Source organism: Sphingobacterium sp. 2149 (genome assembly GCF_031455655.1).
In the GTDB taxonomy this organism is placed as follows: Bacteria; Bacteroidota; Bacteroidia; order Sphingobacteriales; family Sphingobacteriaceae; genus Sphingobacterium.
This window is the reverse complement of sequence record NZ_JAVDTD010000006.1, coordinates 275,698-289,254: the sequence shown is the minus strand read 5'-3', so window position 1 is coordinate 289,254 and position 13,557 is coordinate 275,698. Positions and strand designations below refer to the sequence as shown.

Below are 13,557 nucleotides of genomic sequence, written 5' to 3'. Positions count from 1 at the left end.
AAAATGAAAAGATATGTTATGGCATTGGATCTCGTGAATGATCCGCAATTGATCCGGGAGTATGAGGATTATCACCGTGAGGTATGGCCAGAAATAAAACGTTCTATTCTGGATGCCGGCGTTCTGCAGATGGAAATCTATCGTTTTGAAAATAGATTGTTTATGAATATGGAAGTGGGCGACGATTTTTCATTTGAGCGAAAAGCAGCTATGGATGAAGCCAATGAAAAGGTGCAGGAATGGGAGCAGCTGATGTGGAAATATCAGGCTGCAATTCCGGGGACAAAGCCAGGGGAGAAATGGGTAATGATGACTAAAATTTTTGAATTAGTATAATGATGGCTATACAGCGCTATTTACAGATCCATCCAATGGATAATGTCCTCGTCGCTTTACAAGACTTGGACGAGGGAACAACGATTGTTTTTAATGGTAAAGAATTTCCATTAAAGCAAGCTGTTGCTGCCAAACATAAATTTACCATCCAGCCCATGGAGCAAGATGCTGAAGTATTGATGTACGGAGTGTTAGTTGGAAAATTGAATACCCCTTTAACTGCAGGTGAACTTATTACCACTGAAAACTTGCGTCATGCTTCGGAAGATTTTAGAATGGGTAACCGGAAGACTTCTTGGACAAAACCTGATGTTTCGGCCTTTAAGGATAAAACTTTTAATGGTTTTTACCGTTCCAATGGTACTGTGGGGACGGCAAATTACTGGTTGGTTATTCCGTTAGTGTTCTGTGAAAACAGGAATGTAATGACTTTAAAAACTGCTTTTGAGGAGAAACTCGGCTATAAAGTAAAAGCAAATAATTATGTTTCCGAGGTAGAGGATTTGATTGAGCGCTATAAGTCTGGTGCGGATATTAACGACATTCTTAACCACGAGCTACTGGCGAATTCGAGTGGGGGAGAGCACGACCGTCTGTTCAAAAATGTTGACGGAATCAAGTTTTTAAATCACGAGATGGGATGCGGTGGAACGCGTATGGATTCGGATGCGCTATGTGGCCTTTTGGCTGGCTATATCACGCATCCAAATGTGGCAGGGGCAACCGTGTTGAGTTTAGGATGTCAGCATGCGCAGGCGTCAATTTTGAAGGCGGAGATCGAAAAACGAAGTCCTGGTTTCGATCGGCCTTTATATATTTTCGAGCAGCAGAAAGAGGGAACCGAAAGGGAACTTATGCAAAAGGCGATCAAAGCAACTTTTGCAGGGATGATGCAAGCCGATCAAAATGAACGCAGACCTGCTCCGCTGGACAAATTGTGTATCGGCTTGGAATGCGGCGGCTCAGATGGCTTTTCGGGCATCTCTGCCAATCCAGCACTAGGTTTTGTGTCGGATATTTTGGTGACTTTAGGCGGTTCTGTGATTTTGGCGGAATTTCCAGAGTTATGTGGTGTAGAACAAGAGTTGAGTGATCGTTGTATCGATGAGCCTACAGCAGATCGTTTTATGTCGTTGATGCGTATATATAATGCAAAAGCCGAAGCGGACGGCTCAGGTTTCTATATGAATCCTTCGCCAGGCAATATCCGTGACGGTTTGATAACTGATGCCATTAAGTCTGCCGGAGCTGCAAAAAAAGGAGGAACATCACCTGTTATGGCGGTGGTCGATTATCCTGAACTCGCTAACCGCCCGGGATTAAACCTATTATGTACTCCTGGTAATGATGTAGAAAGTACCACTGCAGAGGTGGCAGCTGGCGCCAATATTGTCCTGTTTACAACAGGGCTGGGTACACCGACAGGAAACCCAATCGCTCCAGTAGTAAAGCTTTCGACCAATACTAAGACTTTTGAGAAAATGCCGGATATACTGGATCTAAACTGTGGTACGATCATCGAAGGAACAGAAACTATTGAGGAAGCCGCACACCGCATTTTGGATTATGTGATTGAAGTTGCTTCTGGCAGAATACAGCCAAAGGCCGTGTTGTTGGGGCAAGATGATTTCATCCCTTGGCGTCGAGGTGTTTCTTTGTAGCGATAAAATACCACAGGGCTTGCGCGGAAGCACCTGATGTTGGAAAAAATCGGTAAAGGAAGTACTTGCCGATAAATGAAAAAGTCAGGTGAAAAAGTACATGCCTTTATTGGAAAGTAAAACGATTGAATAGTCATAAAAAGAAAAGTCAACGCGAGAAATTTGCTGCATCGACAGATTAAGGAAATTTGGGGTTGACGCTAATAAGTAAATAGAAAATGGGAAAATTAGAACAAAAAGTAGCTGTTATCACAGGGGGTGGTAGTGGGATAGGCCGTGCGATCAGTTTGCAATTTGCTGCAGAAGGAGCAAAAGTTCATATTTTGGATTTAAATGAAGACGGGGGCAAGGCTGTAGTTACCGAGATCTTGGCTTCGGGAGGACAAGCTGTGCTTCATCGGTGCAATGTGACTGATCAGCAAGAAATTACTTCTATAGCACAAAATATCGGAAAAATTGATATTTTAGTAAATAATGCTGGCATTGCTCATGTTGGTAATTTAGAAAATTGTCAATCAGAAGATTTTGACCGTGTTTTTAACGTGAATGTCAAAGGCGCTTATAATGCATTGTCTGCTGTGGTGCCTTTGATGAAAGCGCAAGGTTCAGGAGCAATCCTTAATCTCGCTTCAATTGCTGCATGGGTGGGTATCACCGACCGTTTCGCGTATTCGATGAGCAAGGGCGCTATCCATGCGATGTCGATGTCTGTTGCTCGAGATTACATGGCCTATGGGATTCGTTGCAATAGTATTTCGCCAGCGCGTGTACATACACCGTTTGTGGATGGATTTATTGCAAAAAATTATCCAGGCAAAGAGGACGAGATGTTTGAAAAGTTATCGGCAAGCCAGCCAATAGGCCGTATGGCACAACCGGAAGAAATTGCGAAATTAGCCCTTTTCTTGTGCAGTGATGATGCAGCCTTTATTACCGGAAATGACTACCCGATTGATGGTGGTTTTATTAAATTGAATAATTAATAAGCTAAAAATAAATATCTATTATCTCAATACTATAAACATGAAATTAATACGTTTTGGAGCTCAAGGCAAAGAGAATATCGGTGTTCAGATCGATGGCGTAAATTACGATGTAAGCGCATTTGGTGGTGACTATGATGAACAATTCTTTGCAGAGAATGGTATAGCCCGTTTAGAAGAATTTGTAAAAGCAAATGATGGTAAGTTAATTGAAGTTCCCCAGAGCGAACGTATAGGAGCACCATTTGCCCGCCCATCCAAAATTGTTTGTATTGGATTAAATTATTTAGATCATGCCAAGGAAACAAATGCTCCTATTCCGGCCGAACCAATCATCTTCATGAAATCGACCACATCGTTGATTGGTCCATATGACGACGTAATGATTCCAAAAGACTCATTAAAGACCGATTGGGAAGTCGAATTTTGTATTGTCATAGGTAAGAAAGCATCGTATGTAGAAGAAGGTGAAGCGTTGGACTATGTAGCCGGTTATGTATTGCACAACGATGTTTCTGAGCGTGAATATCAGCTGGAACGCGGTGGTACATGGGATAAAGGAAAAGGATGTGATACTTTTGCACCTATGGGACCTTTTATGGCGACAAAAGAGGAGATCAAAGATATCAACAACGTACGTCTATGGTTAAAGGTAAACGGAAAAACCTATCAAGATGGAAATACGAAGGATCTGATCTTTTCGGTAGCACATGTTGTATCGTATGTGTCTAAATTTATGACCCTGTTGCCTGGCGACGTTATATCAACCGGCACACCTGCGGGAGTAGGTTTAGGGTTTAATCCCCCTATTTATTTGAAGCCTGGCGATGTGATCGAATTAGGAGCCGATGGTCTTGGTGAATCCCGTCAGACTGTTGTCGCCTATTCAAAAAACTAATTGCTCACAAGTTTTCTTTTCATTATGCGTATAGATACCCATCAGCATTTCTGGAAATTCGATCCAATTAGATATAGTTGGATTACAGAAGAAATGCAAGTTATAAAACGTGATTTTACCCCTTTAGATATTCAGTTCTTGCTGGAGCGGAATGGATTTGGAGGAAGTATTGCTGTTCAGGCGCAAGAATCTGACGAGGAAACCGCTTATTTGGTTCAATTGGCACACGAGTACTCTTTTATAAAAGGGGTTGTGGGCTGGATAGATCTTCAGGCTCAAGATATCCGCCAACAATTGGACGCGTATCAGTCGACTGCAATCATCAAAGGATTTCGTCACGTTGTTGAAGGGGAAGCGGATCCCGATTTTCTCATTCGTCCGGCAGTTTTAAATGGGCTGAAAGCTTTGGCGGACTACGGTTACACATATGATCTGCTTATTCGCCCACGTCATTACGCGTCAACGCTGGCTTGTGTAAGACAAAATCCAGAACTTCAGTTTGTGTTGGATCATATTGCAAAGCCTCCCATCAAATCAAAGGAATTTGATGAGTGGGCAGTATTTATTGATGCACTTGCCGCTTTTCCGAATGTGGTATGCAAAGTTTCGGGACTAGCTACAGAGGCCGATTGGGAGGGGTGGAAGCTGGATGATTTCAAACAATATGTGGAACACATATTTTTATGTTTTGGGAAGAAACGTATCATGTACGGGTCAGATTGGCCGGTATGCCTCCTAGCGGCATCTTACGAAGAGAGTATTGCCATCGTCGAAAATAAATTAGGGCAATTTACAACTGCAGAAAAGAATGCCTTTTGGGCAGAGAACGCTATACGGGTGTATAATCTTTAAAAAAGAAAAGCTTCAGCATGTTATGAAAACAAAAAATAGCATGTTGAAGCTTTTGTTGGTCATGAAGCTAGATAATAAGCATAATGACTTTAATATAAATTAATCAATAACCAGTGAAACATGTTCATTGTTGTTAACCACAATCAATGAAACAAACCATTCAATAAAAGTATTATGGATCTTCATTTAAAAGATAAAGTTATTATTGTTACCGGTGGAGCAAAAGGCATCGGACGCGCAGTAGTCCATGCTTTGGCTAAAGAACAGGCTATTCCGGTCATTGTTGGCCGTAAACAGGCCGATAATGAAAAAGTAAAGGCAGAAATCCAACAGTTTGGTATTGAGGCACTCTGTATTGAAGCAGAGTTGTCTAGGCCCGAAGATTGTGAAAGAGCGGTCCAAAAGACATTGGAAGTATACGGTCGCATTGATGGTTTGGTGAACAATGCCGGACAGAATGACGGTGTTGGACTAGCTTCTGGAAATTACGAGAAATTTGTTGCTTCTCTACACAAAAACTTAATTCACTATTACCTAATGGCCCATCATGCTTTGGATGCATTGAAAGCATCGAAAGGCAGTATCGTGAATATTTCTTCCAAAACTGGCGAAACAGGGCAGGGGAATACCTCAGCTTATGCGGCATCTAATGGCGGACGTAATGCGCTTACACGGGAATGGGCCGTAGAATTGTTGCCTTATTCGATTCGTGTAAATGCTATTATCGTAGCAGAATGCGCAACACCCCAATACGATACCTGGATCCAAACTTTAGCAAATCCAGAAGAGACATTGAAAAAAATAACGGATCGCATTCCGTTAGGGCATCGGATGACAACAGCTGCGGAAATTGCCGATACAACAGTCTTTCTGCTTTCCGATAAGTCAAGCCATACAACAGGACAGTTGATTCATGTCGATGGTGGATATGTGCATCTAGACCGTTCGATTATCGCTGAATCGTAGTAAACAGCGATTGGATGTTGGAAATTGGACTTTAGCATAAGTGAGACTTTCGTTCAATTTCCAAAATTTATGCAGTAGTGTATTATTAAAACAAAAAAAGCCTGTTCATTTGAACAGGCTTTTTTTGTGGTGCCACCTGGGTTCGAACCAGGGACACAAGGATTTTCAGTCCTTTGCTCTACCAGCTGAGCTATGGCACCAGTTGACCTTTTATTTAAATCTGTGATCATCAGATTGAAGCGTGGTGCCACCTGGGTTCGAACCAGGGACACAAGGATTTTCAGTCCTTTGCTCTACCAGCTGAGCTATGGCACCGCTTTTTGCTATGGGTTTGTTCCCCTATTGCGATGCAAATATAGTCTGATAATTTGAATTCTAAAACTTTTATGCAGATTATTTTCGTACTTTTTTCGAACATGTTGATTTTGATTGAGATAAAATTACAAGAAACTAACATACAGAAAAAGGAATAAGCTGTATCTTTGCACTTCAATAAATAGAGATGAGTAAAAGAGGAAGAGTTTTAGTTGCAATGAGTGGGGGGGTAGATAGCTCCGTTGCTTCTGTTATGCTCCACGAACAAGGATATGAGGTTATCGGTATCACGATGAAGACGTGGGATTATGCATCCGCAGGTGGTTCGTCTAAAGAGACCGGATGTTGTAGCCTTGATAGTATCAATGACGCTCGTACATTAGCCGTAAACTATGGTTTCCCGCATTATATATTGGATATACGCGATGAGTTTGGGGACTTTGTAATTGATAATTTTGTTGAAGAATATATTGCTGGTCGCACGCCGAACCCATGTGTATTGTGTAATACCCATATCAAGTGGGAGGCTTTAATGAAACGTGCCGACAAATTGGACTGTGAATTTATCGCTACAGGACACTACGCAAATATTCGCATGCACGACAATGGCCGCTATGTGATCTCCAAAGGTAAGGATGAGAATAAAGATCAATCCTACGTTTTATGGGGCGTTTCACAAGAAAACCTTGCGCGGACGCAGTTCCCTTTAGGATCTTTCACGAAAAAAGAGATTCGCCAAATGGCCTTAGATATGGGACAAAAGGAACTGGCCAATAAGTCAGAGAGTTATGAAATCTGTTTCGTTCCCGACAACGATTACCGTGCGTTTCTGAGACACAAAGTACCTACCTTGGATCAACAGATCGGTCCTGGTAATTTTATTCTTTCTGATGGTACTGTAGTCGGCAAACATATTGGTTACCCTTATTTCACCATCGGTCAACGTAAAGGCTTAGGTATTGCTTTGGGTAAACCCATGTTTGTGATTGAGATCCTTCCGGAAAGTAATACGGTGGTCTTGGGTGAAGAACATGAACTTGAAAAGTCACACGCTTACGTTCGTAATGTAAACTTTGTCAAATATGCAGGACTGGATCAACCGATGGAAGCTATCTCAAAAGTGCGTTATAAAGATTCAGGTGCTTTGTCGACCATTTCGCAAGAAGATGATAAAGTCCGTATCGACTTTGTGCATAATGTAAAAGGTATTGCTCCAGGGCAATCTGCCGTTTTCTATGAAGGGAATGATCTACTCGGTGGTGGTTTCTTAATGAAATAACAGGCATCCGTACGAGATTCAGAAGAAGAGTTTTAATCCCTATGCTGTAGATACAGTATAGGGATTTTTTATTCATTCTATATACTATCCATTTAAATTTACTATAGAGTAGACGAGTTTGATCGACCTATTTAATAGCAATTTTTAGCTTTACACCTTAAGGTTAAAAGTTAATATAATTATTACCTGTTTTGTTTTTACTAAAATAATTAGTAATTTTAACCTATGAATTCGTCGGAATATTTCAAGGGTAGAGGGGCACAGATTAATCCCAATAACAAGTTTTTTGTGAACCAATATGTGCAGGAGCATGTCGAGGGGCTGGATGAGGAATTTTTGGGTACTGCAAAAACGCAGTTTATTTCGACACATCCGAAATCGATTATATCCAAATCCAATAGTCCTGACCTGCGTTTCGAAAGGTCTATTAATCCTTATCAGGGCTGTGAGCATGGCTGTATTTATTGCTACGCGCGCAATTCACACGAGTATTGGGGGTTCAGTGCAGGACTGGATTTTGAACGGAAGATCTTGGTAAAGCATAATGCGGCGCAGCTGCTCGAACAGGAATTCAGGAAAGCGAGCTATCAGCCTGATTTGATTATGCTTTCTGGGAATACAGATTGTTATCAACCTATCGAACGAAAATTGGGCATCACTCGATCGATCTTAGAATTGATGGTTAAATACCAGCATCCTGTTTCTATCATCAGTAAAAATGTACTGATGCGACGGGATTTTGATCTCTTGCGCGAACTTGCGGCACTAAATCTGGTTTCCGTTGCCGTGACCATCAATTCGTTGCGGGAGGAGGTACGCCAGAAAATGGAACCACGTACGGCTACGGCATCGGCCCGGTTGAAACTGATCGAGGGATTGACAGGGATAGGTGTACCCGTCATGCTAATGATGGCGCCCATCGTTCCGGGGATCAATAGTGATGAGATTTCAGATTTGATTCGTGCGGGAGCAGATGCGGGGGCAATAACAGCCTCTTATACCATCGTGAGGCTCAATGGACAGATCGGCGGTATCTTTAAGGACTGGCTCTATCAGAACTATCCTGCCCGAGCTGAAAAGGTATTACATTGGATTGAAGCCTGTCATGGTGGAAAAATTAATGATACCGATTTTGGACGGAGGATAAAAGGGGATGGCCATATGGCCGAAAGCTTACAGCATTTATTCAAGCTTTCCGTCAAGAAATATATGAATAATGGGACGCTTCCATCCTTAAGAAGGGATCTTTTTCGCTTACCAGATGCAGGCGCGCAGCTGGGATTGTTTTAGATGGTTGGAGCGGCAATTATGAATTTGCTATTCTCGAGAAGGAATATCTACATTAAATTTTAGCAAAAAAAAGCCTGATTCATGCAATGAATCAGGCTTTTTTTATTGATAAGATCGAAGTTCAGTGAACTAAGATCTCTTTCTTTTGATTAATACATAACTCACATAAAGTAATATAAGCCAAGCAGGAATCAGTTCTACCGGTAGTTTCATCCCCGTTAGCCACATAATGCCGAGCATGGCAATTAAGAAGACCAAACAGATGTAATTACTCAATGGATATAGAAAAGATGGGAATTTGGTTTGTAAATGCGCGTCGAGTTTATTCTTTCTAAAGTACAAATGTGTAATGGAAATCATGACCCAGTTGATAATCAGTGAAGAAACCACCAGTGACATCAAAATCTCCAGGGCATTTTTTGGTGCAACATAGTTGATAAATACACAAACAGCGGCAAACAATGCAGAGACCAAAATCGCATTGATAGGAGCATGGTTTTTGTTGAGTTTTGATAGAAAACGAGGAGCATTACCCTGTTCTGCCAATCCATATAACATTCTACTGTTGCTATATACACTACTGTTATAGACAGACAATGCTGCTGTAAGGACAATAAGATTTAACGCATTTGCGATAATTTTAGTGAAATAAAAAGTCTTTCCAAAGAGGGCAAATTCGAATCCATTGAGTTTGTCAAACACCAGTACAAAGGGACTTGTATCGGCGGTGATGTTTGTCCATGGCGTCAAAGAGAAAAGAATGATCAAAGCGCCGACATAAAAGATCAGAATCCGATAGATCACTTGGTTGGTTGCTTTCGGGATATTTTTTTCCGGATTTTCGGCTTCAGCGGCGGTGATACCAACCAATTCCAGTCCGCCAAAAGAAAACATAATCAAGGCCATGGCAGAAAGGAGTCCTTCAAAATTGCCGTCCGTTGTTTCGCTAAACCAGCCTTTGGGGAAGAAACCGCCATGTGAAGTCAGGTTGCTGAGGCTTGCCTGCTCACCTCCCGTACCGCTTAGAAGCAGGTAAACACCAAAAACAATCATTGCAATAATGGCGACTACTTTAATAATGGAAAACCAAAATTCCGTCTCCCCATATATTTTTACGGAAGCCAGATTCAGGGCGTTGATCGCAAAGAAGAAAAATAGGCTTGATGCCCATAACGGTATTTCGGGCCACCAAAACTGTACATAAACACCTATTGCGGTCAGTTCGGCCATGCTTACCAAAATATAAAGGACCCAATAGTTCCAGCCCGAAGCATAACCGGCAAAAGAGCCCCAGTATTTATTGGCGAAGTAGCTAAAGCTTCCTGAAACAGGTTCCTCGACCACCATCTCGCCCAATTGTCGCATTATAAAAAAAGCAATAATCCCAGCAAATGCATAACCAAGGATAACGGCGGGTCCGGCCAATGTAGCTGCTTTTCCAATGCCTAAAAATAAGCCAGTTCCGATTGCACCGCCGAGGGCAATCAATTGAATGTGTCTATTTTGAAGACCTCTCTTTAACTCTTCCTTATTGTTCTGTTTCTCCATATGAATGGTTAATACGGTAACTAATCTGTTTTGATCTGGTTCTTGGTTCGGAAAGCCTCCAACCATAGCGGTAGCGTTCAGCCAGAATCAGGTTGTCCAAAATGAATACTGTCGAGCGAAATTGCGTTTGAATAACTTGGCTCCTCAGCCCATATTTTGTCCTAAGCGCATAAAGTTAATAAAACACTTAGGTATTTGTGCACATTATTGCTAAGAAACAGCAAGCGCCGTAATTTTCTTAAAAAAAACGGCGCTTTACTTTATAGTAGCTAGTGTGATTTTTGGCCACTCTAACTAATAACGAAATCTTATTTGCAAATGCTACTTAAAAGGACAAATTAATTTGCTTTTGAAGCTTTTTCAGCACTGCAGTCACATCCGCAACCTTTGGAACAGCTCGACTTGCCCTTTAATGATTTTCGGACATTTTTAACGACATACCATATAGCCGCCAAAACGAGAATTCCCACGATGATATATTGTACGGTTACATTATCCATAGCTCTTTTATTTTAAAAGTTGATAAGCGATTAATGCACTGAGGTAGGCTACGCCCGTCATAAAACCAAGTTGTATTAAAGTCCATTTCCAAGATCCTGTTTCCCTTTTTACCGCCGCGATCGTACTCATACATTGCATAGCGAATGCGTAAAACAATAGTAAGGATACACCTGACGCCAAATTGTAAGCGGGTAAACCGGTATTTCGGTTAATTTCACTTTTCATTTTGCCTAATACCGTTGTTTTAGACGCTTCATCTTCGATATCCACTTCATCTCCGAGACTATATACCGTAGCCATTGTGCCAACAAATACTTCACGTGCAGCAAAAGAAGAAATTAGACCGATGCCCATCTTCCAATCGTACCCCAATGGTTCAACTACAGGTTCAATAGCCATGCCAAGATAGCCCAGGAAAGAGTGCTCCAGTCGATAAGATGAAACTTCATGTTCTAAATCTGCTTCGGGTAAATTCGGGTTATTCTTTGTTACATATTCTTCTGCCCGGCTAAATTTGTCATTCGGTCCAAAGCTGCCCAATGCCCATAGTATAATGGAAATCGCCAAAATGATTTTACCAGCACCAAAGACAAAACTGGACGCTTTTTCCCATACATTTAAGGCAACGTTTTTCCAATCCGGAGTCTTATAAGTGGGAAGTTCAAAGATGAGAAATGATTTGTGCTTCGATTTAATCACTTTGGTAAGGATAATAGCAGATAGCAGGGCTGCAAATATCCCGAGGAGATACATGACAAACAATACAATCCCTTGAATTTGAAATCCACCTAATCGCGTATCTGGTATCACTAGTCCGATCAGCACAATATAAATAGGCAGACGTGCAGAACAGGTCATAAAAGGTGTCACTAGAATAGTCACTAATCTCTCTTTGCTATTTTCGATGTTACGTGCAGACATCACTGCAGGAACAGCGCAGGCAACTCCGGAAATCAATGGAATGACTGATTTTCCACTCAACCCGAAGGGACGAAGCCAGCGGTCCATCAGAAAAACGACACGGCTCATATAGCCCGTTTCTTCCATAATCGAAATAAAGACATACAAGATGACGATCTGCGGAATGAAGATGACGATCCCGCCGATTCCCTTAATAATACCGTTACTCAACAAGTCTGTCAATGGTCCCGCAGGAAGTGCCGACTGTGTATAGGCTGCAAGATCGCCAAAAAGACCGTCTATAAAATCCATCGCAGGTCCAGACCACGTGTAAATTGCTTGGAAAATAAGAAATAAGATTCCAAAAAAGATCACATAACCAAAAATCGGGTGAAGCAGAATGCTATCAATCGCATTTGTTTTATTCTTATTTGAAGCCTCATCTTTTACATAGATTTCTCCAAGGCTATTATCTAATGATTTGCTGCGTAATATGGCCTCCTCTTTCTGTAGTTTATCAGCCCTTAATTGATATTTCTCGCGGATTTGCTGAATAGCCTGATTCTTTTCCTTCGACAAAAACGATACTTCGCCCTTAGCTAAATATTGCCAGGTATGGTATTCAGTCTCTAACGGGAAGAGACGTTTCGTTTCTTCCAATGCAGCATCCGCTTCCTTTGGTAGGCTAAACGTACTGATATACATTGGTGGAATAGCATCAAAGTTTTTGATTAACTGATCTACACCTTGCCCTGTACGTGCATTGGTTTGGTAGACCTTGGTATTTAACAAATGCTCAAGTTTTTGAACATCTATGGTAATACCTTTTTCCCTGGCTTCGTCGATCATATTGATGACAAAGATAGCCGGTAGGCCAAGCTCGCGAGCTTGCTGATAAAGGATGATCGACCGTTTTAGATTGGTGGGTTCGGCAACGACAACGACAAGGTTTGGTCTGAAACTACTATCTTTATTGACTAAAGTGTTGAAAACAACCTCTTCGTCCATCGAACTTGGAAACAAAGTATAGGTTCCGGGTAAATCAATGATACGATACGTTTTACTGTTGGCTTTTACTTGCCCCTCACGTTTCTCGACCGTAATTCCAGGATAATTTCCTACTTTCTGATTTAATTTTGTAATCCGGTTAAATAGAGATGTTTTACCCACATTTGGATTCCCCAAAAGTGCAATAATCGGGTTATTCATTATTTCTGATCAATAAGGATGACTTTAGCTTCTGATTTGCGGATAGCAATAAGGGCGTTATTCGCACGGATATTTAGGCATATTGGCCCATCTAGCGGAGCAATATGTTTTACCTCGACCTCAGTACCGGGTATAAAGCCCAATTCGAAAAATTTAGCTGGAATATCGTGTGATTCAAAATCAATAATTACCGCCTTTTCCCCTTTTTTTAGCTTATCTAAGCTAGTTCTATTACGCATCTGCCTGTTTTTTTTGAATTTCTCAAATATACAGAATTTCCGCCATTTAGAATGATTCTAATGTCATAGTTATGTATTTACTAAAAAACAGCTATCTTTATGCTATAAAACGATTAATTATCAACCAGAATGAAGATCGAGGACGAAATCAAAGTAAATAAATTCAGCAATGAATGGCATCGTTGTACGGTGAATATTCTCTACACCTATAACTGTATAAGCAACGCGCTCGAACAGCGAGCTGCTAAAGAAGGAATCACTTTGAAACAATTTAATGTCCTGCGTATATTAAGAGGACGATATCCTAGGCCTGCAACCAATAGTCTCATTAGGTCAAGAATGCTGAGTTTTACACCAGATATCTCGCGTATGATAGACCGTATGGTTTCTAAAGAACTGGTTTCGCGCTGTCAGTCGGGAGCGGATAAAAGGGCTGTGGATCTTTTTATCACAAACAAGGGCCTGGAAATTCTAAAAAGACTTGATGAGGATATGTTGATGATGGATATTTTGCCCAACCGAATCAGCGAGGAAGAAGCTATTGCATTAAATGCCTTGCTAGATAAACTTCGTGGCTAAA

At 41.3% G+C, this 13,557-nt stretch carries 13 protein-coding genes and 2 tRNA genes; 9 read left to right on the top strand and 6 right to left on the bottom strand.

The features are described 5' to 3' along the window. Positions 1 to 3 precede the first annotated feature (3 nt). The 6 genes from J2X77_RS11085 (at position 4) to J2X77_RS11060 (ending at position 5,696) form a co-directional block, all read left to right on the top strand. A complete protein-coding gene (locus J2X77_RS11085; protein WP_209577856.1) occupies positions 4 to 336 on the top strand; it encodes an L-rhamnose mutarotase in 333 nt (110 codons plus the stop codon). Beyond that, a complete protein-coding gene (locus tag J2X77_RS11080; RefSeq protein WP_209577857.1) occupies positions 336 to 1,997 on the top strand; it encodes a UxaA family hydrolase in 1,662 nt (553 codons plus the stop codon). Before J2X77_RS11085 ends, J2X77_RS11080 begins: the two co-directional genes overlap by 1 nt. A 218-nt stretch (positions 1,998 to 2,215) precedes the next feature. After that, a complete protein-coding gene (locus J2X77_RS11075) occupies positions 2,216 to 2,980 on the top strand; it encodes an SDR family NAD(P)-dependent oxidoreductase (RefSeq protein ID WP_209577858.1) in 765 nt (254 codons plus the stop codon). Positions 2,981 to 3,020: 40 nt separating this feature from the next. After that, positions 3,021 to 3,878, top strand: coding sequence for a fumarylacetoacetate hydrolase family protein (locus tag J2X77_RS11070; protein ID WP_209577859.1), 858 nt, complete (start codon positions 3,021 to 3,023; stop codon positions 3,876 to 3,878). A gap of 24 nt (positions 3,879 to 3,902) precedes the next feature. Continuing rightward, positions 3,903 to 4,730, top strand: a complete 828-nt coding sequence (locus tag J2X77_RS11065) for an amidohydrolase (RefSeq protein ID WP_209577860.1) — start codon at positions 3,903 to 3,905, stop codon at positions 4,728 to 4,730. Positions 4,731 to 4,904: 174 nt separating this feature from the next. Then, positions 4,905 to 5,696 (top strand): SDR family oxidoreductase, encoded by a 792-nt coding sequence (locus J2X77_RS11060; protein ID WP_209577861.1) that lies wholly within the window; start codon positions 4,905 to 4,907, stop codon positions 5,694 to 5,696. 127 nt (positions 5,697 to 5,823) lie between these two features. Here the strand turns inward: J2X77_RS11060 and J2X77_RS11055 are convergent. Together J2X77_RS11055 and J2X77_RS11050 are read right to left on the bottom strand one after the other, a co-directional pair. Then, positions 5,824 to 5,896: transfer RNA gene (locus J2X77_RS11055), tRNA-Phe, on the bottom strand. 42 nt (positions 5,897 to 5,938) lie between these two features. After that, positions 5,939 to 6,011: transfer RNA gene (locus tag J2X77_RS11050), tRNA-Phe, on the bottom strand. Positions 6,012 to 6,198: 187 nt separating this feature from the next. Between J2X77_RS11050 and mnmA the strand changes: the two genes are divergently transcribed. Further along, on the top strand, positions 6,199 to 7,290 hold the full coding sequence (gene mnmA, locus J2X77_RS11045) for a tRNA 2-thiouridine(34) synthase MnmA (RefSeq protein WP_209577862.1): 1,092 nt from the start codon (positions 6,199 to 6,201) through the stop codon (positions 7,288 to 7,290). Between the two features lie 225 nt (positions 7,291 to 7,515). Next, positions 7,516 to 8,580, top strand: a complete 1,065-nt coding sequence (locus J2X77_RS11040; protein WP_209577863.1) for a PA0069 family radical SAM protein — start codon at positions 7,516 to 7,518, stop codon at positions 8,578 to 8,580. 129 nt (positions 8,581 to 8,709) lie between these two features. Here the strand turns inward: J2X77_RS11040 and J2X77_RS11035 are convergent, their stop codons facing one another. From J2X77_RS11035 to J2X77_RS11020, 4 genes are all read right to left on the bottom strand, one after another. Then, on the bottom strand, positions 8,710 to 10,128 hold the full coding sequence (locus J2X77_RS11035) for an amino acid permease (protein WP_209577864.1): 1,419 nt from the start codon (positions 10,126 to 10,128) through the stop codon (positions 8,710 to 8,712). A 338-nt stretch (positions 10,129 to 10,466) separates the two neighbouring features. Continuing rightward, on the bottom strand, positions 10,467 to 10,628 hold the full coding sequence (locus J2X77_RS11030) for a FeoB-associated Cys-rich membrane protein (protein WP_209577865.1): 162 nt from the start codon (positions 10,626 to 10,628) through the stop codon (positions 10,467 to 10,469). 7 nt (positions 10,629 to 10,635) lie between these two features. Continuing rightward, positions 10,636 to 12,738, bottom strand: coding sequence for a ferrous iron transport protein B (gene feoB, locus J2X77_RS11025; protein ID WP_209577866.1), 2,103 nt, complete (start codon positions 12,736 to 12,738; stop codon positions 10,636 to 10,638). Next, a complete protein-coding gene (locus J2X77_RS11020; RefSeq protein WP_209577867.1) occupies positions 12,738 to 12,977 on the bottom strand; it encodes a FeoA family protein in 240 nt (79 codons plus the stop codon). The genes feoB and J2X77_RS11020 overlap by 1 nt, the downstream gene beginning before the upstream one ends. Positions 12,978 to 13,106: 129 nt before the next feature. Here J2X77_RS11020 and J2X77_RS11015 point away from each other — a divergent pair, with 129 nt between their 5' ends. Next, a complete protein-coding gene (locus tag J2X77_RS11015) occupies positions 13,107 to 13,556 on the top strand; it encodes a MarR family winged helix-turn-helix transcriptional regulator (RefSeq protein ID WP_209577868.1) in 450 nt (149 codons plus the stop codon). Position 13,557: the final 1 nt, after the last annotated feature.